Raw genomic sequence first — 24,315 nt, 5'->3', positions numbered from 1 at the left:
TTTTTGCCCGGCTCAGGGCAGCAGCAAGCCCGGCAGCCAGGTAGCGAGAAAAGGCAGCAGCGAAATCGCCAGCGCCCCGATAAAAATTGCGGCGACGGCGGGCAGCACCGAAACCGCGACCTCGCGTAGCGGCCGCCCGAACATCGCCGAGGCGAAATAGAGATTCATCCCGGCCGGCGGGCAGAGAAAGCCCATTTCGATATTGGCCAGGAAGATGATCCCGAAATGCACCGGGTCGATTCCGTAGCTGGTGGCTACCGGCAGCAGCAGCGGCACCAGCACGACAATCGCCGCAAATATCTCCATCAAGGCGCCGGCCAGCAGCAGGAAGACGTTGAGCGCGAGCAGGAAAGCCCACTTGTTCGGCAGCCAGGCCTGCGCGGTTTCAATCGCGGCGTCGGGAATCCCGGCATCGACCAGGTAATTGGTCAGGCCCAGCGCCATACCGAGGATCAGCATGATGCCGCCGATCACCTGCGCGCAATCGGCCAGACAGCGGCGCAGCAAGGCGGCATCGACCTCGCGTTGCGCCCAGGCCTGGGTCAGCAGCGCGTAGGCGGCGGTCAGCGCCGCACTCTCGGTCGGCGTCGCCAGACCGCCGGCGAGCGAGCCGATGGCAACCAGCGGCGCGGCGATTTCCCAACGCGCGCACCAGGCCGCACGGCGCACCGCCGCCCAGTCGGTCGGCGCGGCACTCGCTGCTGCCGGCGCCAGGCCGTCGCGGCGCAGAAACCCGCCGACCACGAGCAGGCAGGCGACCATCAGCGCCGCCGGCAGCAGCCCGGCGAGGAACATGGTGTTGATTGGCACGCGGGCGATGATCGCGTACATGATCAGCGGCACCGACGGCGCCAGCAGCACGCCGAGGGCGCTGGCGCTGGTCACCAGGCCAATACCGCGCCGCTGCGGCAGCCCGGCCTGGGTCAGCAAGGGCAGTAAGAGCCCACCGAGCGCCAGGATGGTGACGCCGCTGCCGCCGGTGAAGGCGGTGAATACCGAACAAAGCACCGCCGCCGCAATCGCCGTGCCGCGTGCCCCGCCCCCAGAGAGCGCGGTGAACAAGGCGCCGAGCCGGGCGGCGGCACCAGTGCGGGCAAAGATCAGCCCGGCCAGCGTGAATAGCGGCAGCGCCGGCAGCGAAGGATTGACCGTGATCTGGTAATGACTGAGCGGGATCGCCGCCAGCGGCTGGCCCTCGGCCCAGAACAGCGCCAGCGCCAGCCCGCCGAGCACGGCAAAAATCGGCGCGCCGCAGAGCAGCACCACGGTCAACAGCAATAACAGCGGTAAAAGCGGCAGGCTCGTCCCGTCGAATTGCGCCGCCAGCAACCAGCCGACCAGCGGCAGCAGCGCGCCAGCAATGCGCACCGTGAGACTGCCACCCGCGCCCCCGCCGGCCAGGCCGCCGAGTTTGCTGCCATAGCGGATGCCGAGCGCGGCAAAGCCGAGCGGCATCGCCAGCTGAATCAGCCAGCCGGGCAAGGCGTAGGCGAGCAGCCGGCCGCCGGCCATTTCGCTGGCGACGAAGGTCCAGCTGGCCTGCGCCAGCACGCCGCAGAGCAGCGCCGTGCCGCCTGCCCCGGCCCAGCCGGCGAAGGTCCTGAGCCCGGGCTGCGGCAAGGCGGCGAGGCCGGGGCCAAGCGTGGTCAGGTGGCCGCCACGCTCGGCAAGCACGGCACCGGCCATCGCCAGGATCAGGCCAAAGTGCTGCACCAGCAGCGGCTGGTTCTGGATGCCTTCGCCGAGCAGCGGGCGGACCGCGATCTCGGCGAGCGGCAACAGCAGCATCAGCGCCAGCGCGCCGCTGGCGAAGAATTCGGCGAGACGCTCGCTGCCGTGGCCAAGCGCCTCAGCGACACGACGAGGCCAGCGCATGTGCAGCGGGCGCCCTTCCAGTTCGCGGGCAGCCATCGCTTACTTCGCCTTGCCGCTGCGGAAGTCCTTGAGATGGCCCATGACCTCGTCGAAGGTCTCGGCCGGCACCATCTTGCCGCGAATGCGCGGGTAGAGTTTTTCGGCCAGCGCCTGCCATTCCTGCATTTGTGCCGGATTCGGGGTGTTAACCGTGAGTCCGCGCTTTTTCATCGCTGCGACCGCCTCGTCGACTTCCTGCCGCGCCTTGGCCCGCATCTGCATTCCCGCCTTGGCGCCGGCACTGCGCAAGGCGGCCTGTGCCTCGGGGCTGCTCTCATCCCAGGCTTTCTTGGTGATCACCAGGGCCCCGACAATCGGCGCCCAGTTGATGTCGAGCATGTGCGGCGCACTGGTATAAATCTGCGTCGCCAGCGCGAAATACGGCGTCGATGGCACGGCATTGATCATCCCGGTCTGGATCGCCGGCAGGATGTCGCTGGTTTCCAGCGGCACCGGCGTATAGCCCAGGCTCTTCATGATCGCCTGCTGCTCGTTTTCGCCGGCCCAGGCGAAAAACTTCATTCGCTGGTAGTCGTCCGGGCGCAGCGCCGCCTCCTTCGAGAAAAAGCGGACCCAGCCGGCATCGCCCCAGGCGAGGACGACGAAACCCTTGTCGAGGAATTTCTGCTCCATCCCGGCGCGCATTTTCTCGCGCACGTAATCGACTTCTTCCCACGAGCGGAAGAGCAGCGGCAGCGCCTGCAAGGCGGCAATCGACGGTTCGATCTCGCGCAGCCCGACCACCGAAAGCAACGCCCCCTGCAACTGGCCGATACGCATCCGCCGCGCCATGTCGGTCTCGCCGCCCTGGCTGCCGTCAGGATAAACCAGGTACTTGCCGCTGCCGCCCTGCGCCGCCCGCCAGGCCTCGCCGACTTCGAGCAATTGCCGGTGGTAGAGCGAATTCTTCGGCGCCAGCGTGCCGATCCGCAACTGCTTGTCGGCGGCACCCGCCGCCCCATTGCCCAAGGCCAAACAGGCGCAGATCAGCAACGGCCAAAGCTTCCTCAACATCGAAAATCCCCCAAATTCACGGTCGACCGTGAAAAAGACCAAAAAACGCCGCCCGGCCACTGCCGGCACAGCTCAAAACAGATCGTCAGCGCGCCCGAGCAGCCAGCGCGCGCGCCGACGCATGATTTCGTTAGCCAGCGCATCGCCCTCCTGGCTCCCGTCGCCGCCAGCGGAACGCTCACGCACCGCCAGCGCCTGCCGGAGCAAGGCCTCGAAGCCGGCGCGGTCGCCGGCGGCGAGTGCAATCGCCTCAGCCTTGGCAACGTAGGGCGCAGCCAGTTGCCCCTGCGCCAGTGCAATCGCCCGCTCGAAACCGGCGGCGGCGCGTCGCAGATCGCCGCCCGGCCGCCCGGCCTCGAAGCTGGCGAGCAGGCCGTGCAAGGCCCCCCGCCCCCAGTCCGGCTCGACCTGCGCCGCGCGCTCGGCCAGGCGGATCGCCAGCGGCAGGTCGGCGACGATTTCGGGCTGGTCCTTGCTCAAGGCAATCCGCGCGCCCCAGGCGGCGGCCGCCCAATAGGCCAGCCCGACCTGCGCCGGGGCCGGCTGCCAGTCGCCGGCGAGCAAGGCCGGTAAAGCCTCGGGGGCGCCGGCCAGCGCCGTCGCCGCGTGTCGCCAGGCCCGTAGATAGAGCGCCGCCGCCCGCTGGCGCAGGCGCTCGGCGGCAGCGGCGTCGCGTTCCTCGATCTGCTCGGCGTCGAAGGCGACAAAGGCCCAGGCGTACTGCGTGAACCCGGCCGCCACCGCCTGCGCCAGCGCTGCGTGCTGCGGCTGGCGGGCGAGCACGGCCTCGGACAATTTCAGGTGATACGGCGCGGCGTCGCGCGCCAGTTCCAGGTCATCCTCGGCCCCTGCACCCTGTGCCGCCAGTTCGTCTGCCAGACTGCCGACGATCAACTGGCGCGGCGAACAGGCGCCCAGTGCCAGCAGCAAAGCCGCGCACAGGATCGCCCGCCCTGGCCGGCGAGCGGCCGGCCACTGCCAGCAGCCACGCATCAGGCAGCACAACTGGCCGCACTCAGGGCCAGCGCCAGGACAAAAACCACGCCGCCGCCTTTCAGCCAGCGACCAGCCTGTTCAGCAACAAACTGATCGAGCCCGGTAAACAGTTCGGGAAAAGCGGCAATCTCGCTGCGATTCGATTTCTGCATGCCTAAAACTCCTGCTGAGAACCTGAAAACCTTGATTCGGACACCCATCTCCGCTGGCGTCCCCCTAGCCGTAGCCCCCTTGAACCAGCGCCGCACCAGGCGGCCAGCGAGCCATAGTGGCGGCGGCAGCGCTGCGGCATCCAGCCAGCCCTTTCCGCCCATCCGGCCCGGGGCTTAATCCAGCACCGGCCGCCCGTCGCGCCGGCGGATTGCCAGCGTCGCGGAGCGCGGCCGACCGCCGACGGCCTCGGGAAACTGATTGGCCGGCCAGGCCGAGACCGCAGTTGGCCGCTGCGGGTCGGATTGTTCGTTGGCTGGCTCGCCGGGATGCTGGATATTGACGAACAGCGTCCGCCCATCCGGCGTCGCGCTGATCCCGGTCAATTCGCAGCCGCGCGGGCCAGTGAGAAAGCGCCGGGTTTCGCCGCTGGCAACGTCGGCCACCAGCATCTGGTTATTGCCCAGGCGCTGGTAGTCGCCCCGATGCATGGCGCTGGTCGACACGTCGGTCTGAATCCACAGCCGGCCGCTGGGATCAAACCACAGGCCGTCCGGGCTGCCGTAGGCGTCGCCGCGCACCGTGCCCTGCTGCGCCGGCTCGGGATGCTGCGGGTCGCCAGCGAGGGCGAAAATGTCCCAGCTGAAGCTTTCCGCTGCCGCGTCGCCGCCCTGCTCGCGCCAGCGCACGATCTGGCCGAAGACGTTGCGGGGACGCGGGTTGGCAGCGTTGATCCCGGGCCGCTCGGGGCTGCCGCGCTGGTCGTTGTTGGTCAGCGTGACGTAGACCTCGCCGCTGTGCGGATGCACCGCGATCCATTCGGGACGGTCCATCGGCGTTGCCCCGGCGAGGTCGGCGGCCTGGCGGCAGCGGATCGCGACCTCGCCCTGATTGGCAAAGCCATGATCCACGGTCAACCCGCCGCGCGGGTATTTTTCGCCGTGGCGCAGCGGCAGCCAGCGGCCGCTGCCGTCCTCGTCGAAGCGCGCGGCGTAGAGCGTGCCCTCGTCGAGCAGGCTGCCGGGGTCGCGCTCGCCGGCAATGTAGCGGCGCTGCGAAACGAATTTATAGACGTACTCGAAACGCTCGTCGTCGCCCATGTACACCACCACCCGCCCGTCGCGGGCCAGCGTCACGGTCGCCCCCTCGTGCTTGCAGCGGCCGAGCGCGGTGCGCTTGACCGGCGGCAAATCGGGCCGCTGCGGGTCGATCTCGACCACCCAGCCGAAGCGGTTGGGCTCGTTGGGATGCAGGGTGCTGTCGAAACGCTCGTCAAAGCGATGCCAGCCGATACCGCCGCCCTTGGCGCTCAAGCCGTAGCGTTTTTGATCGGCATTCGGCGTCGCCGGGCCTTTAAAGTAATTATTGAAATTTTCTTCGCAGGTCAGGTAGGTGCCCCACGGCGTCACCCCCATCGCGCAATTGTTGAAGGTGCCGAGTACCACCTCGCCACGGCGGTCGGCGGCCGTTTGCATCGCGGCAATGCCGCGCGCCGGCCCGGCCACCCGGCACGGGGTATCCGCCGTGATGCGCCGCGCCCAGCGCGAGGGTCGCACCACCTGCCAGGCACCTTCGGCATCACGGCGGATCTCGATCACCGACACGCCGTGCGCCGCCTTGGACTTGGCGACTTTGGCCGGGCTCGGGTTGGCGCTGCCATCGGCGTGGAGCAGGCCTTCGTCGGTGTATTCGTGATTGACGCAGAGCAGGCCATGCGTCGATGACGGTTTGCCGCGCTCGACGAAGGGAAAGAAATGCATCCCGTCGTGGTGCATCCCGGCCTGCTGCAACTGGGCATTTTCATTGTCGGCAGCATCGGCCGCCGCGCGCGGCCCGTTGGAAACCGGATCGCCCCAGCTATAGAGGAGCTGCGCGACATAGTCGGCGCCGAGGTGCACCTGGTCGTCCTGACTCACCGGCACGCCGCCGAAAGCCGCCAGCGACCCGGCGGCTCGCCCGGCGCTGCCAGCCAGCGCCGGCAAAGGAATCCCGGCGGCGCTCAGTGCGGCGGCACCGCTGCCGAGCAAGGCCGCCGACAACAGGCGGCGGCGGAAGGGATCGGCGAGACCGGCCGGCAGCGCCTCGGCGAAGGGGTTACAGGGCGGTTGGTCGGCGGGATCAAAGGCGTTCATCGTGCAGTTCCTCGAAGCAATAGTCCCACTATCGCCGGCGATGATTGCAGGCCGATGACACGCTGCCGCAGTGCACAAAAAAGGCCGCCGTCTTTGCAACGGCGGCCCTGGCGCACGCGGCCGGCGCCGCGCCGCATCGATGCCGGCTTCAGTCGCCCTTGCGCGGACGCCCGGTCTTGATCACTTCCACCCGCTCGATCGCCGCCTTGAAACGGGCGTCGTCGAGCGCATCGAGAACCAGCAGGCCGGCACGCAGCAATTCACTTTTCTTGATGCTGACCCCGTAGGCCAGCGCCCGCTTCTTCATCGTGTCCAGACGCTCATGCTCGTTTTGCGGAATCGTGTAACTGTCGCGGACCAGCCGCGCCTTACGTGGCTTTTCAGGCTTTTCGGGCTTTTCACTTTTATCGGCTTTGGCCGGCTTGCGCGCCTTGACTTGTTTCTCGGTCTTTTCCGGCTTTTCGGTCTTGTCACTCCTGGCCGACTTGGCCGCCTTGCCCGCAACTGTCTTGCTCACCGGGTTGGCAGCCAGGGTGTCGCTCGCCACCGGCTCGGCGGCAGTAAGCGGCGCCACCTCGACCGCCGCCGCAACAGGCGGTACCGCAGCGGCAGACTGGATACGAGCAGCAGGGCGGCGAGCCGCCTTGCGTGCTGCCGGCTTGGCGGTCGCTGTCACCGGGGCCTCGGTCGCGGGGCCTGCGGTAGCGGCAGGAGCGGCGGGAGCGGCGGGAGCGGCGGGAGTTGTCGAATTCTGCTCGGCCATGATTCATCCTTTCAATAAAACCGTATAAACAATATACACAGTTCAGGCCGCAAAAATGATGACCATCAGATGACAACGAGGACCGGTCACCGCGCCGGCCCCCTCCTCTGGCGCGGCATTTCAGCCCCCCCCGATCACCTGGCGCAGAATGCCCTCAAAACGCGCCACCACCTCCGACCAGCCACGCTGCTGGACACTCTCCCGCGCAGCCTGCCCGATCCGGCGGCGCCCCACCGGATCGGCGGCCAGCTGGCCGGCAGCGGTAACAAAAGCGGCGCTGTCGCCAGGGGCGACCACCCGCCCGTTAGTGCCATCCACAATCAGTTCGGCCGCTGCGGCACTGCGATAGGCAAGCACCGGCAAACCGGAGGCCATGGCTTCACCAACCACGTTACCCCAGGTTTCGCTGAGGCTGGGAAAGAGGAACAGGTCGGCACTGGCATAGTGCTCGGCCAGTTTTTCACCCCGCTGCTCACCACAAAACACGTGCTCGGGATGCGCCCGCTGCAGTGCCGCCCGGGCCGGCCCATCACCGACCCAGACCATGCGGGCTGCCGGCTGCTGTTGACGCAGCGCGACAAAGGCGCGGACCACGTCGGCCAGGTTCTTTTCCGGCGCCAGACGACTGACAAACAGGCAGACCGGATCGTCCGGACCGGCTCCCCACAAGTGGCGCAAACCGGGGTTGCGGCGCTGCGGGCCGAACAAGCTGCTATCGACCCCACGCCCGACCACCTGCACGCCGGGCACCCCCTCGCCGGCGAGTTCTGCCGCCAGGGCTGCGGTCGGCACCAGTGTTGCCTGCGTTCGTCGATGAAACCCCCGCAAATAGCTGGCCACCGCCGGACGCAACCAGCCAAGCCGGTAATGCAGGCTGTAGCGGGCAAAATTGGTGTGATAGCCGGAAGTCACCGGAATTCCCAAGCGCCGGGCGGCCGATACCGCCGACCAGCCGAGCGGCCCCTCGGTGACCACATGGACCAGGTCCGGACGCTGTTCGCGCCAGCGTTGCAGCAAGATCCGGCCGGCCGGCAGGCCAAAGCGCAAACCCGCGTAACCGGGTAGAGGCAAGCCGGCAACGGTGAATTCGCCATGCCCGCCGCGATCGCCGCGCAGTTGCCGGGGTCGCACCAGTTCGACCCAATGCCCGCGCTGACGCAAGCCATACAGCAGGTGGCCAAGAGTCAGGGCGACGCCATTGACTTCCGGCGCACAGGTTTCGCTGACAAGCGCCAAACGCATCCCACCCACCCGATCTGCTTGCTGCATCGTCTTTCTCCCCTGGCCAGAACAGACCACAGGGTAGGCAAGCCGTGTTACCGGAGAAATACAGGCAAGCCCCGGAGTTTTTGCCACTGGCCACGGTCGACCGTGAAAATCAAAAAAAACGGCAACCATGCCGCCACCTTGGCTGAACCTTTTACCGGCTTCTCCCGTCAAATTCTGGTCAGTGTCGTTTTTCACGCGCATCTGCCGCCTGCTGTGCCGCGCGGCTCCGGCAAGCGCCAGTTCAGGGAGGGGTCGATCATGCTGCTGCTTGCCGCCACCGAATACGCCCACCGCCAGCTGACCCGACCGCGCCCGGCATCCGTCCCGCAAGCAGTCCCGATCCCGGCATTTCCGGAATACGGCACAGGAGCCCCAAGCAAACGCTGCCAGGTCGACGGCCTGCGTTTTCAACTCCTCAACGCCCTGCGCGGGCTGGCGGGAGGTGAGCCGATGCTGGTCAAACTGCCGCCTCCCACGCCGGCCCCGACCTCCTCACTGCGGCCCCGGGAGCAGGCCGCACAAGGCCCCGGAGAGGAGCCCGGACTCGACATTCTGGTCGTTCCCGGCACGCATCATCCGGCAATCATCGGTCGGTTACTGATTGCCGCCGGCTGCTGCGCCCCTTGCCCAAACACTCACTGGGTTCCCAACCTGGCCGTGTTTCAGCTGACGGAACTGGGCTATGCCTACTACCTGAAGTTTCAGGACTGGTGGACTCACCTCCCCTGGCCGGAACGACTGGGAATCATGCTCAGGGAGTAAGCCGGCAAGCCGCTCGGCACCGGTCGCAAAGGCTTGCGGCAGACGTATTGCTCAAAGTTCCGCCGGGCTGCCCAAAATGGGCAGAGTAGCAAGGTGCTCATACCCTTGATTAGTAAAATACCGAGCTCTTATTTATTACTTTCGTCAGAGGCCAGAAGTGCCAGAAGCATTTTCCGTGATGGCGCAACGGACCCTCTGCATGCAGAGCATACTCGCCGCATTGCAGGCCCCACGGGGCTTGAGCCTGGACGCCCTGGCGCTAGCCAGCGGAATTAGCCGCCGGCGCCTGCTCTACGGCGGATACCTGGGGCAGCTGAAGCAATTGCAGCAGATTCATATTGGCGGCTGGCAACGAACCGAAAGCGGTCGGTTTCAGCCGATATACCGTGCGGGCCCCGGGACCGATTTACCCCGGCCGAAGATACCGTTGCGGACACTCGATTCGGCTGGCCTCAGACGGATCGAGCAGGTTTTGACCACGCAAGGCGCGATGGGCTACCGCGCCTTGGCCAGCGCCACCGGACTGTCCTGCAGCACGCTCAAAAACGGTGGTTATCTGGAGGCCTTGCTTGTCCAGCGGCGGATACACATCCAGGCCTGGCAACGCAGCCAACGCGGCCCGATGCAGGCAATCTATGCCATTGGCGACGGCCCCGCAGCGGTACCGCCGGCGCCGTTCAGTGCCGCTGAAAAATCACGTCGCTATCGCCAAAGAAAGCAGGCACACAGCCGTTTGCAGGCAGAGCCCGGCCCATTGCCCGCTGCAAGCCTGATCGAGCTGTTATTGCTTACCCATTCATCAATCATTGAAAAAGGATCGCCATGACTATTGCCAAACGCCTGGGGCTGTTGGTGCTTGTTTCCTTAATCAGCTTGCTCGGCCTTGGGGTGTTCAGTCTGGCTCAGATTGCCAGGATCAATACCGGGGTTGAGATCACCAATCATAATTTTTTGCCCAGCCTTCAACAGCTGGAAAAAATGCAGGTTGCGTTCCTGCGTGCCCGCCCTCCTTTGCTCACCCATTTGATCAAAATTTCGCAAGAAGAAAAGGCGGCCGATGAGAAACGCTTCCGGGGACGGGTTGCCGAGCTTGAGCAAGCCTTTCTGGACTATGAAAAGCATCTGGTTTCGGATGAGGATCGACGCTACCTGCAGAACAGCCGGAAACTTGTCCAAGAATATTTAATTGGCGCAGACAAAGTTTTGGAATTATCTCGCCAGGGAAATCTGGCAGCCGCTACCCAGGCCGTCACTGCACAGCGTACAGTCATCGACAGCATTTCAAAAAACCTGATGGATCACTCGGCGTATAACCATCACCTGGCCAACGAACAAGCCGCCCTGTCGGAAAAGATCGGCCGCCAGGCGGTGTGGGTTGTCGGAGGCGGGCTGCTGGTCGCTGGGCTGCTGGTCGCCGGGATCGGATTCCTGATGTACCGGCAGGTGACCGGGGCGCTGGCGCAGATGGTCGATACCATGGGGCAGGTTGAGAAGAATCTCGATTTCACACAGCGTGCCGATGCCTCGGGGCGGGATGAAGTGGCGCTGGCCATTAGCGCCTTCAATCGCCTGATCGGGCGGATTCAGGAGAGCTTCCGCGAAATTGCTGCGCACAGTCAGCAAGTGCATGGCACCGCCGCCCGGGTGGCAACGGCGGCGGGACAGATGTCGCAGGCCTCCGCGCAGCAGAGTGAATCGGCATCGAGCATGGCAGCGACGATCGAGCAAATGACGGTCAGCATCAACCATGTCGCAGACCGCGCGCAGTCGGCCAACCAGCAGGTGGCAAGCGCCGGCAATCTGGCACGCGACGGCGAGCGCATCATCAATTCCACGGTAGCCAGCATCCACGAGGTCGCCGCCCGGGTTGAGCAGGCCTCGGTACAGATTGCCGAACTCGAAGTGCAGAGCGATCAAGTCAATAACGTGGTGGCAGTGATCAAGGAAGTGGCTGAGCAGACCAATCTGCTGGCGCTCAATGCCGCGATTGAGGCTGCCCGGGCCGGCGAGCAGGGACGCGGGTTTGCGGTGGTAGCCGACGAGGTGCGCAAGCTGGCAGAACGCACCGCACTATCAACGCAGGAAATTGCCGCCACCATCAGCGCCATGCAGCACAACGCCAAGGCGGCAGTCAGCGGCGTCCGTGCGGTGGTCGGCGATGTCGAGACCGGGGTGGGCAGTGCCGAACAAGCCAACCAGGCGATTCAGCAGATCGGTACCGGCTCGTCCGAGGCGGTCGAACTGGTGGGCGAAATCACCGACGCGATCCGCGAGCAGAGCATGGCCAGCACATCAATCGCCCAGCAGGTCGAGCGGATCGCCCAGATGGCCGAAGAGAACAGCGCAGCGGCCAGCGCCACGGCCGATTCGGCTTTTGAACTGGCAACTAATGCGGACAAGATGCAGGCGATCATTTCTGCTTACAGAATTTGATTCAACGCCTTTGAGTCGCCACGCTATCTGCAAACGCATTGGGGGTACCTCCCTCGGAAAGAAAGCGATACACCCCCCGTGATATCCCCCTAGCACCGCCAGATTGCCAAAGCGCCTCCGGGTTACTGCGAACAACAAAAAAGCCGGAACCCTTGAATTTGCTTGGGTTTCCGGCTCTCTTTGAACTGCTTTGGAATGCCTGATGGTGCCCAGGAAGGGACTCGAACCCCCACACCTTGCGGCGCCAGAACCTAAATCTGGTGCGTCTACCAATTTCGCCACCTGGGCAGGCGGGCCGGATTCTAGCACTGATCGTGCTTCACCTCTATACTTGCCGACCCATGCCGGTCGATCACTACGAAAACTTCCCCGTTGCCTCCTTGCTGGTACCGGCGCGTCTGCGTCGGCCGATCGAGGTAATCTATCGTTTTGCACGCAGCGCCGATGACCTGGCCGACGAGGGCGATGCCGGCCCCGAGCAGCGGCTGCAGGCACTGGCCGCCTACCGTGCGGAACTGGACCTGATTGGTGCTGGCGAGATGCCCGAGACGGCGCTGTTTCGCGATCTGGCCGGAGTGATCAGCGAATTCTCGCTGCCGCTGCAATTGTTTCGTGATCTGCTCGATGCTTTTGCCCAGGATGTGGTGAAAAAGCGTTACGCCGATTATCCGGAGTTGCTCGACTACTGCCGCCGTTCGGCCAACCCCGTCGGGCGCCTGGTGCTGCATCTGTTTGGCCGCACCGAGCCTGAGCATCTGGAACAGTCGGACTGTATCTGCACCGCCTTGCAACTGATCAATTTCTGGCAGGACGTTGCGGTCGACTGGGAAAAAGAGCGGGTTTACATCCCGCAAACCGATTTCCCGCATTTTCGTGTCGGCGAAGCCGAGATCGCCGCCGGCCGGGTTACCCCGGCGTGGTCGGCGCTGATGGATTTCGAGATCGACCGCGCCACAGCGCTGATGCGGCGCGGCCTGCCGCTGGTGCATGCACTGCCCGGCCGCCTCGGCTGGGAAATCCGCCTGACCATCCAGGGCGGGCTGCGCATCCTCGAACGCATCCGCCGCGTGCGCGGCGACGTTTTCACCCAACGCCCCAAACTGGGGGCTCGCGACTGGCTGGTGATTGCCGTTCGCACTTTCGGAATGTAAGCCATGACGCCCGACCAGTACTGCCAGGATAAATGCGCCGCCAGCGGCTCGTCGTTCTATTACAGCTTCCTCTTTCTGCCGCTGGAGCGCCGGCGCGCGATCATGGCGCTCTACGCCTTCTGCCGCGAGGTCGACGACGTGGTTGACGAATGCAACGACCCGGCGCTGGCCTCGACCAAGCTGGTCTGGTGGCGCCAGGAAGTTGCCCGGATCACCGACGGGCAGCCGCAGCATCCGGTCGGGCTGGCCTTGCAGGCAGTCAACCGCAGCATTCCGCTGCCGGGCGAACAACTGCTGGAAATCATCGACGGCATGGAGATGGACCTGCTGCAGTCGCGCTATCTCGACTTCAAGGGCCTGTCGCTGTACTGCTACCGGGTCGCCAGCGTCGTCGGCCTGCTCGCGGCGCAGATTTTCGGCTACAGCGAACGGCAGACGCAGAAATACGCGCACGATCTCGGGATGGCGTTCCAGCTGACCAACATCATCCGCGATATTGGCGAGGATGCGCGGCGTGGCCGGATCTATATCCCGATGGACGAACTGAAGCAATTCAACGTCCCCGCCGCCGACATCCTCAATGGCCGCTACTCGGACAATTTCAGCGCGCTGATGCAGTTCCAGTACGAGCGCGCCGAGCACTACTACGAGCAGGCGTTTTCGCATTTACCCAAGGTTGACCGTAAAAGTCAGCGTCCGGGCCTGATCATGGCCGCGATTTATCGCACCCTGCTCGACGAAATCCGCCGCGAGAAATTCCAGGTCCTGCACCAGCGGATTTCGCTGCCGCCAACGCGCAAGCTGTGGCTGGCGGCCAAAACTTGGATCAAGGGCTAAGTTGAGCAACGGCAGTCGACCGTCCGGCAGCCCACGACTGCGGATCGCGGTAATCGGCGGCGGCTGGGCCGGCTTGGCCGCCGCCGTTGAAGCGACGGCGGCCGGCGCGGAGGTCACCTTGTTCGAAGCCGGGCGCAGCCTTGGCGGCCGCGCCCGCTCACTGCCACTGGCCACCGCCGACGGCCCGCTGACGCTGGACAACGGCCAGCACATCCTGCTTGGCGCCTACCGCGACACCCTGGCCTTGATGCGCCGGGTTGGCGCCGACCCCGAGCGCTTGTTGCTGCGCCGGCCGCTGCAAGTACTCGACAATACTGGCTTCAGCCTGCGCCTGCCGCAATTGCCGGCCCCGCTGCCGGCGACGCTGGCCACCGCCTGGGGCCTGCTCGGCTGCAGCCCGGTCAGCCTGGCTGAAAAACTGCGCACCGCTCGCTGGATGCTCGGGGTACAACTGCGCGGCTTTCGCGTCGAACCCGAGCAAAGCGTTGCCACCTGGCTCGATGCCGCCGGCCAGCACGGCCGCCTGCGCCGCCATCTGTGGGAACCGCTCTGCCTGGCAGCACTCAATACGCCGGCCGAACGCGCCTCGGCGCAACGCTTTGCCAAGGTGCTGCGCGACAGCCTGGGCAGTACGCAGCGCGGCGCTACCGACCTGCTGCTGCCGCGCGTACCGTTTGGTGAATTGCTGCCGGAACCGGCGGCGCATTGGCTGCAAACGCACGGTGCACAAATCCGCCTCGGCCGACGGATCAGCCAACTTCACCCTGGGGATGGGAGCATTGCCGTCGATGGCGAGCCTTTCGCGCAGGTGATCGTGGCGACCGCCGCCCAGCACGCGGCCAAGTTGTGGCCGGAAACCCGCGTCCCCCAAGCCTGGGAGCCGATTGCCACGGTCTACCTCCGTTATCCGGCAAAAACCCGCCTGCCCTACCCGCTGCACAGCCTGCTCGGACAAAGCACAGCGGGCCAGGAAATCGGTGCCTTTTGGGCAGTCGACCGTAGTCAGGCACTCAACCCGGCAGAACAAGGGATCATCGCGGCCGTCCTCAGTGGCCACGGCGACTGGTGCCGACTGAGCGATGCGCAGTTGCATGCGGCGGTCTGCGCCGAACTGGCCAGCCTCCCCGGCCTGCCCGCCAGCGCCGCCTGCCTGCAGATTGTTCGCGAAAAACGCGCCACTTTCAGCTGTCGCCCCGGCCAGCTCGCTCAAAGCTGCGCCAGCTCCCACCCTCGCCTTTTTTTCGCCGGCGACCACACCTGGAGCGACTACCCGGCAACACTCGAAGGCGCAGTGCGCAGCGGCTTGCGCGCTGCCCGGACGGTGCTGGCTGGCCCTGGCAATATCGGGTAGAATCCGCGGCCTGCAAGTGCTGACGGCAATCGCCGCCACTCTCAAGCCGGCGCCCGTAGCTCAACTGGATAGAGCAGCTGCCTTCTAAGCAGCAGGTCGGGGGTTCGAGTCCCTCCGGGCGCGCCAGCAATTTCGCAGCGCCTGTCCGCTGCGAGCCAGCGCGGCCCCGGACAACTGCCGCCCGACCCCAGCCTCAAGCTCGACAACGTTAGGACAACAAAAAAGCGCCTCCAGGGCGCTTTTTGCTTGGGCTCCGAAAACCGATTTCGGAAAGTTTTGGTCGGGGCGGTGGGATTCGAACTCACGACCCTCTGCTCCCAAAGCAGATGCGCTACCAGACTGCGCTACGCCCCGACACAAGGCGCGCATTATAGTCTGATTCTGCAAAAAGACCAAGAACAAATTCAATAAGCTGAATGTTCGGTACACCAACTCCCGGCAATCCGGGCTGCGACCCAGCCAGACCATGCTCGCCGCCACCCGCCGCTGCCCTGCACCAGTGCTCAAGACTAAAGCAAACCTGCCCGGAGATGCTGCATCGCTGAGCAGCAAAAGCACGAAGCAGACCGTACGCAAAATATACACAACCCAATGATTTCAAATAATTTAACCTAAAAAATAAAACCTGGAAATGAGCCGGCACGGGATTCGCACCCCCTCCCCGCCGGCGGGTCCGCGCTGCTTGCATGCTGCGCGGCTCGCCACTCAAAAACCAACCAGGAGACATTCCATGCACAAATCCCTTCTTTCCCCCCTGAGTATGGCACTGCTTGCCGGCCTCGCCAGCCCCGGCGCTCAGGCAGTCAGCTTCACGCACGAGGGGGTAACCCTCGACATCAATGGCACGGTCAACGGCTTCTACGTCAATCGGGAGGAAAAGACCACCGACCGACGCACCGGCGCCAGCACCACCAAGACCAACAGTGCCCTATCCAATGGCCTGCTGCCAGGCTGGATCAATTTTGTCGCCACGACGCAAATTGATGAGCAGGAAATCAAAGCGCATTTCAGCTTCGCGCCGGGAATCAACAACAACTCGCAAGTAGTCGGCCTACCGATCGGCAACAACGCCAACGGCGCCGGGAACATCAACCCCTACAGCCAGATCGATACCCGCAACGTGTATTTCCAGTTCGGCAATGCACAGTGGGGCACGCTCAAATTCGGGCGTGACATCGGCCTGTTCGGCCAGAACGTGATCCTCTCCGACATGACCCTGCTCGGCGTCGGCGGCACCAGCAATGCCGGGATTCCCTATAACACCACCTTCGGCATGATCGGCCACGGCTACATGTACACCGGCTTCCAGCCGCAAATCACCTACAGCACGCCAAAACTGGGTGGCTGGCAAGCTGCTGCCGGAATTTTCCAGCCCTCGAATTTCGCCGGAGACCAGACCAGGACCCCTGGCTTCCAGGCTAAAGTCGATTACGACTGGGGCGGCCAACTGCCCGGCAAGGTGTGGACCGGACTGGTCTCGCAATCGACGCAGTGCACCCAGACGCCCTGCGCAACCCAATCCTTCACTGCAACCGGATTCGAACTCGGCGGCAAGGTCAAAATGGGTAATTTCGAAACCTTGGCCTATGCATTCAACGGCAAGGGGCTGGGCCTATCCACGGTCGGCGCACAGTTCTTCGGCGGCAGCAACAATGCCGGCAACAAGACCGATTCCCGCGGCTATTTTCTGCAAGGCACCTACCAATGGGGCAAAACCAAGGTTGGCCTGAATTTTGGCGAAAACCGCGACAAGGACGGCTTCGCCTTGACCGGAGCCGGCAGCAGCAATGAAATCCGTAATCGTGCCTACACCTTCGGGGTCTACCACGCGCTCAACAAGATGGTGACGCTGGTCGGCGAGGTGAATCAGGAACGGGTCAGCAACATTCTCGACAGCAACAAGGACAGTCGCAGCCGGACACTCTCGATCGGCGGCATTCTCTTCTTCTGAAGCGGCCGCCGACCATCCGGAGAACTTCTCCCTAGCTGCGGAAGCACCTGCCGCTTCCAAGGTTTGGCGCCCTGCGGGGCGCCTTTTTTGATTCGTTCGCCCCCCGAAAGGGATCGCCGCGATAAGGACAAATCCCATACAAAACAGGGCAATGGCGCGAGCAGTAAAAGTGCGGTTGCCAGGCAATCGCTTTTCTGATATTTAATCGGGTTTTTCGTCACCAGGACGCATCAGAAATGGCAGAAGACCTGCTCCACAAGCATTTCACCCCCTACGAACCAAAGGCGGGCGAAGACTACATGAGCGCCAAGCAGCTGGCACATTTCCGGAAGATTCTCGAAACCCTGAAAAAGGAATTGAGCGAGGACATCGACCGCACCGTCCATACCATGCAGGACGAAGCAACGGTCTTTGCCGACCCCAACGACCGGGCCAGCCAGGAAACCGACATGGCGATCGAACTGCGCAACCGCGACCGCGAACGGAAGCTGATCAAGAAGATCGACGAGACGCTCGCACGCATTGACGGCGACGATTACGGCTACTGCGACAAGTGCGGCGTCGAAATCGGCATCAAGCGCCTGGAAGCCCGCCCGACGGCCACCCTGTGCATCGACTGCAAGACCCTTGAAGAACTCAAGGAAAAGCAGATGGCCAAGTAAGCCAACGGCCCTTAGGGTATTTCACGATCGACCGTGAAAATCGCCCAAATCCATAAAAAAGCGCCTGTACGGCGCTTTTTTCTTTTGGTGGCAACGAGAAGGCACGGTAATAAAAAAGCGCCCCGCAGGGCGCCCAGGAACTCGCCTGGCAACCCCTGCCGGGGTCACCAAACAGGCCCGATTACTGCGCAGCCGGAGCCGCCGCCGCTTCTTCCTCGGCTACAGCCTTCATCGACAGCTTGACGCGACCGCGCTCGTCGGTCTCGAGGACCTTGACGCGGATGACCTGGCCTTCCTTGACGTAGTCTTCAACCTTGTTGACGCGCTCCTTGGCAATCTGCGAAATGTGCAGCAGACCATCCTTGCCCGGCAGCACCTGAACGATGGCACCGAAGTCGAGAATCTTGAGCACGGTGCCTTCGTAGATCTTGCCGATCTCGACTTCCGCAGTAATTGCATCAATCTTGGCCCGGGCAGCAGCGGCAGCATCGCCAGAGGTGGCCGCGATGGTGATCGTGCCGTCGTCCTGAATGTCGATGGTGGTGCCGGTTTCTTCGGTGATCGAACGGATCACCGCACCACCCTTGCCGATCACGTCGCGAATCTTTTCCGGATTGATCTTGAAGGTGTAGAGGCGCGGTGCGTAGGCGGACATTTCCTCACGCGGGCCGGCAGCAGCTTCCTGCATCAGGCCGAGGATGTGCATGCGGGCGTCCTTGGCCTGGGCCAGGGCGACTTGCATGATTTCCTTGGTAATCCCCTGGATCTTGATGTCCATCTGCAGGGCGGTGATACCGGTCGTCGAACCGGCCACCTTGAAGTCCATGTCGCCGAGGTGATCTTCGTCACCGAGGATGTCGGTCAGCACGGCGAAGCGGTTACCCTCCTTGATCAGACCCATGGCGATGCCGGCGACGTGCGCCTTGAGCGGCACGCCAGCATCCATCAGCGCCAGGCAGCCGCCGCAGACCGAAGCCATCGACGAAGAGCCGTTGGACTCAGTGATTTCGGAAACGACACGCATCGAGTAGGAGAAATCCTCCGGCTTGGGCAGCACGGCCAGCAGCGCACGCTTGGCGAGGCGGCCGTGACCGATTTCGCGACGCTTCGGCGAACCGACGCGACCGCATTCGCCGGTGGCGTACGGAGGCATGTTGTAATGCAGCATGAAGCGGTCGCGGTATTCACCGGCCAGCGCGTCGATGATCTGCTCGTCGCGGTTGGTGCCCAGGGTAGCCACAGCCAGCGCCTGGGTTTCGCCACGAGTGAACAGGGCCGAACCGTGGGTGCGCGGCAGCACGCCGGAACGCATGGTGATCGGACGCACGGTGCGGGTGTCGCGACCGTCGATACGCGGGGCGCCGCTGAGGATGCGACCACGAACAATGGCGGCTTCCATTTCGAAGAACAGGTTGCCGACGGTATTAGCGTCCGGCGCACCTTCTTCACCGGTACACAGTGCAGCAACGGCGTCGGCAGCGATGGCCTTGACGGTCTGGCTACGCGTCTGCTTGGAGGTGATGCTGTAAGCCTCTTCGAGCTTGGCACCGACCAGATCCTTGAGACGGGCAAGCAGGGCTTCGTCCTTGGCCGGGGCTTGCCATTCCCACTCCGGCTTGCCGGCTTCCTCGACCAGCTCGTTGATCGCGTTGATCGCCTTCTGCATTTCGGTGTGACCGAAGACCACGGCGCCGAGCATCACGTCTTCCGGCAGTTCCTGGGCTTCGGATTCAACCATCAGCACGGCAGCTTCAGTACCGGCAACCACCAGATCCAGCTGGGTTTCCTTGAGCTGGGTCGCGGTCGGGCAGAGCACGTACTGGCCGTTGATGTAGCCGACGCGGGCAGCACCGATCGGGCCAGCAAACGGAATGCCGGAAATCGCCAGCGCGGCGGAAGCGCCGATCATCGCCGGAATATCGGAGTCAATTTCCGGATTCAGCGAGAGCACGGTGGCGACGATCTGGACTTCGTTATAAAAGCCTTCCGGGAACAGCGGACGGATCGGACGATCGATCAGGCGGCAGGTGAGGATTTCCTTTTCCGAAGGACGACCTTCGCGCTTGAAGAAGCCACCGGGGATACGGCCGGCAGCATAAACCTTTTCCTGGTAATCAACGGTCAGCGGGAAGAAATCCTGACCCGGCTTGGCGCTCTTGGCACCGACGACGGTCACCAGAACAACCGTCTCTTCCATCGACACCATCACGGCGCCGCCGGCCTGACGCGCAATCTCACCGGTTTCCAGGGTGACCTGATGCTCGCCGTAGGCAAAAGTCTTTTTCACGACATTAAACATAACGTCCTTTCTCACTCAACACATTTATCAACAATAACAACGATTTACTACACAACAAAGAACAACGGTACAACAAAAAGCAAAAAAGCGGCCGGGAATTTTCCGGGCCGCTTTTTCGTGGCTTGGCGTGCGCCTTGTTACTTGCGCAGACCCAGCTTGGTGATCAGGTTGCGGTAGCGCTCGACATCGGTACCCTTCAGGTAGTCGAGCAGCTTGCGACGCTGGGAAACCATGCGCAGCAGACCACGGCGGGAGTGGTGATCCTTGGTGTGCTCTTTGAAGTGCGGCTGCAGGTCGTTGATGCGGGCGGTCAGCAGGGCGACCTGAACTTCGGGAGAACCAGTGTCACCCTTGGACTGAGCGAAATCGGCAACGATTGCTGCCTTGACAGCGGCGTTCATGGACATGTCAAACTCACTTTCATTGAAACGACGTCGCCCCAGTTTGATAGAGCAGACGCCAGGTTAAAAACCGCACAGCGCGGAAAAAATAGATTATAGCAGATCAGACAGCCAATTGCACCAGCCGCTTGGGCCATAAACGCCCGTCGCTCCCAGGCTCACCAACGCCCAACAAACGGCCTGCGGCATAGACGCGGATTTTCCCGGCCAGACCAGCCGCCAAGGCCACCGGATTACCGTGGCTGAAACGTTCGGCGGCCGCACTGTCGAGCTCGACCCGAGGCAAACTGGAAAGCAGCGCATCGACCGGTGCCAGGCGGGATGGCCGCGCCTCTTCGGCCTGCGCCTCAAGCTCGGCCAGAGTCACTGCACCGGTCAACTCCAGATCACCGACCCGAGTCCGCCGCAGCGCGGTCAGATGCGCGCCGCAACCCAATGCTCGCCCCAGATCGGCGGCCAACACCCGGATATAAGTCCCCTTGCTGCAGCTGACGCGAATCCGCGCCAGATCGCCGGCAAGCTCAAGCAACTCCAGAGCATGAATGGTCACCGCCCGAGGCTGTCGTTCGACCTCAATGCCCTGACGGGCTAGTTCGTAGAGCGGCCGGCCATCGCGCTTGAGCGCCGAATGCATCGGCGGTACCTGCTCGATCGCCCCGGTGAATTGCGGCAAAAGCGCGAGAAATCGGGATTTTTCGACGTCGACCGTGGCCGTTGCGATAACCAGACCTTCAGCATCGCCGCTGTCGGTTTCGACTCCAAGCTTCAGTTCGGCTTCGTAAGTCTTGTCGGCATCGAGCAAGTCGGCCGAAAACTTGGTCGCCTCGCCAAAACACAAGGGCAACAGGCCGGAAGCCAGCGGATCGAGCGTCCCGGTATGTCCCCCCTTGGCAGCAGAAAACAGCCGGCGAGCCTTTTGCAAGGCATCGTTGGACGACAAGCCAATCGGCTTGTCGAGCAACAGGACGCCGTCGACCTGCTTCCAGGTCTTTTTGACTTTAGGCTGCATCAAAACGACTCAGGACTGCGGGGTCGCGTCGCCGTCTTCCGCGTCGGCCGCAGAAACCGCGTTGGCCTGGTCGATCAGTTGCGACAGGCTGGCACCGCGCTCCAGGGAATTGTCGTAGACAAAATGCAATTCCGGCAGGGTGTGAATATGGATGCGCCGCCCCAATTCACGGCGCAGGAAACCGGAGGCCCGCTTCAAACCACGCTGGATTTCTTCCAGATGCTCAGCATTGAGCGTCGTGAAGAAAATCTTGGCGTGCGCGTAATCCGGGGTCAACTCAACCTCGGTCAGGCTGATCATGCCGACGCGCGGGTCTTTCAATTCAGTACGGATCAGGTCGGCGAGGTCGCGGCGCACCTGCTCCGCGACCCGTTCGCTCCGCTGAAAACCGCGAGGAGCTTGCTTTCTCATTACAGCGACCGTGCCACTTCCTGGATTTCGTACACTTCGAGCTGATCGCCGACTTCGATATCGTTATTGCCACGCAGCGACAGACCGCATTCGAAGTTGGAACGCACTTCCTTGACGTCGTCCTTGAAGCGCTTCAGCGAATCGAGCTCGCCGTCCCACTGGACCACGTTGTTGCGGATCAGGCGAACGCGCGAAGCACGCTTGACGATCCCCTCGAGCACGTAACAACCGGCAATCGTGCCGACGCGCGAAATGGTGTAGACCTGACGAATCTCAACCATCCCGGTGACCTGCTCGCGCTTTTCGGGCGCCAACATGCCGGAAAGGGCAGCCTTAACCTCGTCGACTGCGTCGTAAATCACGTTGTAGTAACGGATATCGACGCCGAAGCCTTCGGCCAGCTTGCGGGCACTGGCATCGGCACGAGTGTTGAAGCCGATGATGACAGCGCCCGAGGCTTGCGCCAGGTTGACGTCGGATTCGGAAATCGCACCGACCGCACCGTGGATGACGTTGACCCGGACTTCCTCGTTCGACAGCTTCTGCAGGGTCTGCACCAGCGCTTCCTGCGAACCTTGCACGTCGGCCTTGACGATCAGCGGCAGGGTCTTGACCTCGCCCTCTTCCATCTGCTGGAACATGCTTTCGAGCTTGGCCGCCTGCTGCTTGGCCAGCTTGACGTCGCGGAACTTGCCCTGACGGAACAAGGCGATTTCACGCGCCTTCTTTTCGTCGGCAAGCACGATGGCCTCTTCGCCAGCCGCCGGAACATCGGACAGACCGAGAATTTCGACCGGAATCGACGGGCCGGCCTCGTTGATCGGCTTGCCGTTCTCGTCGAGCATGGCGCGCACCTTGCCAAAGACCTGGCCGGCAAGGACCACATCGCCGCGGCGCAGCGTGCCGGACTGAACCAGCATGGTCGCTACGGCACCACGCCCCTTGTCGAGACGGGCTTCGATGATCAGACCCTTGGCCGGCGTTTCCTTGGCCGAGGTCAGTTCAAGAATTTCGGCCTGCAACAGAATCTGCTCCAGCAGTTCATCGATGCCCAGACCCTTCTTGGCCGAAACCGGGCAAAACGGCGAATCGCCGCCGTACTCTTCCGGAATCACGCCTTCGGCAACCAGTTCCTGCTTGACGCGGTCGGGATTGGCATCGGGTTTGTCGATCTTGTTCACCGCCACCACCAGCGGCACACCGGCCGCCTTGGCGTGGTGGATCGCTTCCTTGGTCTGCGGCATCACGCCGTCGTCGGCGGCAACCACCAGGACCACGATGTCGGTCGCCTTGGCGCCGCGTGCACGCATCGCGGTAAAGGCTTCGTGACCCGGGGTGTCGAGGAAGGTGATCATGCCGCGCTCGGTTTCGACGTGGTAGGCACCGATGTGCTGGGTAATCCCGCCAGCTTCGCCAGCGGCCACCTTGGCGCGACGGATGTAGTCGAGCAGCGAGGTCTTGCCGTGGTCGACGTGACCCATCACGGTCACCACCGGGGCGCGCGGCAACTGCTCCGCATCCTTGTGCTCGGCGTGCTCTTCGAGGAAGGCATCCGGGTCGTCCAGCTTGGCTGCAACCGCCTTGTGGCCCATTTCCTCGACCACGATCATCGCCGTTTCCTGGTCGATCACCTGATTGATGGTCACCATCGAGCCCATCTTCATCATCGCCTTGATCACTTCGGTGGCCTTGACGGCCATTTTGTGGGCGAGATCAGAAACGGAAATGGTTTCCGGCACGTGCACTTCGCGGGTGATCGGTTCGGTCGGCGCCTGGAAGCTGCCCTGACCATCGTCGCCCTTGTTCTGCTTCTTGTTGCCGTGACGACCTTCCTTCCAGGAACTGCCAACATCGGAACTCTTGGTCTTGAGACCGCCCTTCTTCTTGCCGTCATCGGCTGAACGGGCCTTGTCCTTCTTGTTGCCATCCTTGCCGACAGCGTCGGGCTTCTTGTGCAGCGTACCCTTTTCGCCAGCCGGCGCAGCCTTGGCCTGAGCCGCAGCCTGCTGCTTGGCCAACTCGGCCGCCTTGGCCGCAGCCGAAGCGGCTTCTGCCTGCAGGCGCATCGCCGCCAACTGGACTTCACGGGCCTTCTTCTCGGCCAGCTCACGCTCCTGGATTTCACGCAGACGGCTGGCCCGGCGGGCAGCCTCTTCGCGGGACTTCAATTCCTTTTCGCCGATAATCGCAGCGCGATCCAACACACGAGGGCGTGCCGGCGCTTCGGCAGAAGCGTCGGCAGCATCCGCCGCCTCAACCATTTCGGAATTCTCGACGACTTGCTCAGGCTCAGGCTCCGGCTCAACTTCCGGTTCCGGCTCAGGCTCGGGTTCCGGCTCGGGTTCCGGCTCGATTTCGACCACCGGCTCGGGAATCGCCTCGACCACCGGCTCAGGCTGCACTTCCACCGCCAGGACTTCCGGGGCATCGGCCAGCACAGCTTCCACCGCCTCGACATTCAATTCGTCAACCGGCTCGCCGGCAGCTGCGCCGGTCTCAGCCACATCGCGCTTGATCAGCACGCGCTTCTTGCGCACTTCGACCTGCACCGTACGAGCCCGACCATGCGCATCGGTCGCCTTGATCTCCGAGGTCTGCTTGCGCGTCAGCGTGATCTTGTTGTTCGGCGACTGATCGCCATGGGCGCGGCGCAGGTAGTCCAACAGCTTGGCTTTATCCTGGTCGGTCAGGGTGTCGCTGGCTCCCGACTTGCCGACACCGGCCTTGCTCAATTGCTCAAGCAGGGCCGAAACCGGCATTTTGAGTTCGACGGCAAATTGTGAAACGGTTGTTGCTGACATGCTCGTTAC

20 protein-coding genes and 3 tRNA genes are annotated in these 24,315 nt (G+C 63.5%); 9 read left to right on the top strand and 14 right to left on the bottom strand.

Going from position 1 to position 24,315, the window contains the following annotated elements:
• Positions 1–12: 12 nt before the first annotated feature.
• From VX159_RS06460 to VX159_RS06430, 7 genes are all read right to left on the bottom strand, one after another.
• Positions 13–1,911, bottom strand: coding sequence for a TRAP transporter large permease subunit (locus VX159_RS06460; protein ID WP_371325151.1), 1,899 nt, complete (start codon positions 1,909–1,911; stop codon positions 13–15).
• 3 nt (positions 1,912–1,914) lie between these two features.
• Positions 1,915–2,928, bottom strand: a complete 1,014-nt coding sequence (gene dctP, locus VX159_RS06455; RefSeq protein WP_371325150.1) for a TRAP transporter substrate-binding protein DctP — start codon at positions 2,926–2,928, stop codon at positions 1,915–1,917.
• A gap of 72 nt (positions 2,929–3,000) precedes the next feature.
• Positions 3,001–3,921, bottom strand: coding sequence for a TRAP transporter TatT component family protein (locus tag VX159_RS06450; RefSeq protein WP_371325149.1), 921 nt, complete (start codon positions 3,919–3,921; stop codon positions 3,001–3,003).
• On the bottom strand, positions 3,921–4,076 hold the full coding sequence (locus tag VX159_RS06445) for a hypothetical protein (RefSeq protein ID WP_371325148.1): 156 nt from the start codon (positions 4,074–4,076) through the stop codon (positions 3,921–3,923). The genes VX159_RS06450 and VX159_RS06445 overlap by 1 nt, the downstream gene beginning before the upstream one ends.
• A gap of 174 nt (positions 4,077–4,250) precedes the next feature.
• Positions 4,251–6,206 carry a PhoX family phosphatase gene (locus VX159_RS06440; RefSeq protein WP_371325147.1) on the bottom strand — a complete coding sequence of 652 codons (1,956 nt, stop codon included), beginning with the start codon at positions 6,204–6,206 and terminating at the stop codon, positions 4,251–4,253.
• A gap of 148 nt (positions 6,207–6,354) precedes the next feature.
• Positions 6,355–6,969 carry a hypothetical protein gene (locus VX159_RS06435; protein ID WP_371325146.1) on the bottom strand — a complete coding sequence of 205 codons (615 nt, stop codon included), beginning with the start codon at positions 6,967–6,969 and terminating at the stop codon, positions 6,355–6,357.
• A 120-nt stretch (positions 6,970–7,089) separates the two neighbouring features.
• On the bottom strand, positions 7,090–8,238 hold the full coding sequence (locus VX159_RS06430; RefSeq protein ID WP_371325145.1) for a glycosyltransferase family 4 protein: 1,149 nt from the start codon (positions 8,236–8,238) through the stop codon (positions 7,090–7,092).
• 102 nt (positions 8,239–8,340) lie between these two features.
• Between VX159_RS06430 and VX159_RS06425 the strand changes: the two genes are divergently transcribed.
• From VX159_RS06425 to VX159_RS06415, 3 genes are all read left to right on the top strand, one after another.
• Entirely contained in the window at positions 8,341–9,000 is a 660-nt protein-coding gene (locus VX159_RS06425) for a hypothetical protein (RefSeq protein WP_371325144.1), read from the top strand.
• Positions 9,001–9,178: 178 nt separating this feature from the next.
• Complete coding sequence (locus VX159_RS06420; protein WP_371325143.1) at positions 9,179–9,826, top strand: hypothetical protein; 648 nt, start codon at positions 9,179–9,181, stop codon at positions 9,824–9,826.
• Positions 9,823–11,433, top strand: a complete 1,611-nt coding sequence (locus VX159_RS06415) for a methyl-accepting chemotaxis protein (RefSeq protein ID WP_371325142.1) — start codon at positions 9,823–9,825, stop codon at positions 11,431–11,433. Before VX159_RS06420 ends, VX159_RS06415 begins: the two co-directional genes overlap by 4 nt.
• A 203-nt stretch (positions 11,434–11,636) precedes the next feature.
• On the opposite strand, the gene VX159_RS06410 is transcribed toward VX159_RS06415, so the two are convergent.
• Positions 11,637–11,721: transfer RNA gene (locus VX159_RS06410), tRNA-Leu, on the bottom strand.
• A 53-nt stretch (positions 11,722–11,774) separates the two neighbouring features.
• Between VX159_RS06410 and hpnC the strand changes: the two genes are divergently transcribed.
• From hpnC to VX159_RS06390, 4 genes are all read left to right on the top strand, one after another.
• Positions 11,775–12,584 carry a squalene synthase HpnC gene (gene hpnC, locus VX159_RS06405; RefSeq protein ID WP_371325141.1) on the top strand — a complete coding sequence of 270 codons (810 nt, stop codon included), beginning with the start codon at positions 11,775–11,777 and terminating at the stop codon, positions 12,582–12,584.
• A gap of 3 nt (positions 12,585–12,587) precedes the next feature.
• Entirely contained in the window at positions 12,588–13,421 is an 834-nt protein-coding gene (hpnD, locus tag VX159_RS06400; RefSeq protein WP_371325140.1) for a presqualene diphosphate synthase HpnD, read from the top strand.
• Between the two features lies 1 nt (position 13,422).
• On the top strand, positions 13,423–14,772 hold the full coding sequence (gene hpnE / locus VX159_RS06395; protein ID WP_371325139.1) for a hydroxysqualene dehydroxylase HpnE: 1,350 nt from the start codon (positions 13,423–13,425) through the stop codon (positions 14,770–14,772).
• A gap of 49 nt (positions 14,773–14,821) precedes the next feature.
• Positions 14,822–14,898, top strand: a tRNA-Arg gene (locus VX159_RS06390).
• A 151-nt stretch (positions 14,899–15,049) separates the two neighbouring features.
• Here the strand turns inward: VX159_RS06390 and VX159_RS06385 are convergent.
• Positions 15,050–15,126, bottom strand: a tRNA-Pro gene (locus VX159_RS06385).
• Between the two features lie 376 nt (positions 15,127–15,502).
• Here VX159_RS06385 and VX159_RS06380 point away from each other — a divergent pair.
• Together VX159_RS06380 and dksA are read left to right on the top strand one after the other, a co-directional pair.
• Positions 15,503–16,723 (top strand): porin, encoded by a 1,221-nt coding sequence (locus tag VX159_RS06380; protein WP_371325138.1) that lies wholly within the window; start codon positions 15,503–15,505, stop codon positions 16,721–16,723.
• A 236-nt stretch (positions 16,724–16,959) separates the two neighbouring features.
• Positions 16,960–17,385: an RNA polymerase-binding protein DksA gene (dksA, locus tag VX159_RS06375; protein ID WP_371325137.1), complete on the top strand. Its 426-nt coding sequence runs from the start codon at positions 16,960–16,962 to the stop codon at positions 17,383–17,385.
• 181 nt (positions 17,386–17,566) lie between these two features.
• Here dksA and pnp read toward each other — a convergent pair whose 3' ends face one another.
• The 5 genes from pnp to infB all read right to left on the bottom strand — a co-directional run bounded on the left by pnp (position 17,567) and on the right by infB (position 24,306).
• Entirely contained in the window at positions 17,567–19,684 is a 2,118-nt protein-coding gene (gene pnp, locus VX159_RS06370) for a polyribonucleotide nucleotidyltransferase (protein WP_371325136.1), read from the bottom strand.
• Between the two features lie 137 nt (positions 19,685–19,821).
• Entirely contained in the window at positions 19,822–20,091 is a 270-nt protein-coding gene (rpsO, locus tag VX159_RS06365) for a 30S ribosomal protein S15 (protein WP_371325135.1), read from the bottom strand.
• Positions 20,092–20,188: 97 nt separating this feature from the next.
• Positions 20,189–21,094 carry a tRNA pseudouridine(55) synthase TruB gene (gene truB, locus VX159_RS06360; protein WP_371325134.1) on the bottom strand — a complete coding sequence of 302 codons (906 nt, stop codon included), beginning with the start codon at positions 21,092–21,094 and terminating at the stop codon, positions 20,189–20,191.
• A gap of 9 nt (positions 21,095–21,103) precedes the next feature.
• The gene (gene rbfA / locus VX159_RS06355; RefSeq protein WP_371325133.1) at positions 21,104–21,505 is read right to left on the bottom strand and encodes a 30S ribosome-binding factor RbfA; all 402 of its coding nucleotides are present in this window, start codon (positions 21,503–21,505) and stop codon (positions 21,104–21,106) included.
• Positions 21,505–24,306, bottom strand: coding sequence for a translation initiation factor IF-2 (infB, locus tag VX159_RS06350; protein ID WP_371325132.1), 2,802 nt, complete (start codon positions 24,304–24,306; stop codon positions 21,505–21,507). Before infB ends, rbfA begins: the two co-directional genes overlap by 1 nt.
• Positions 24,307–24,315 lie beyond the last annotated feature (9 nt).

Source organism: Dechloromonas sp. ZY10 (assembly GCF_041378895.1).
GTDB classification, from domain to species: Bacteria; Pseudomonadota; Gammaproteobacteria; order Burkholderiales; family Rhodocyclaceae; genus Azonexus; species Azonexus aquae.
The sequence above is the reverse complement of the archived record's forward strand: the minus strand, read 5'-3'. Positions and strand labels throughout refer to the sequence as shown.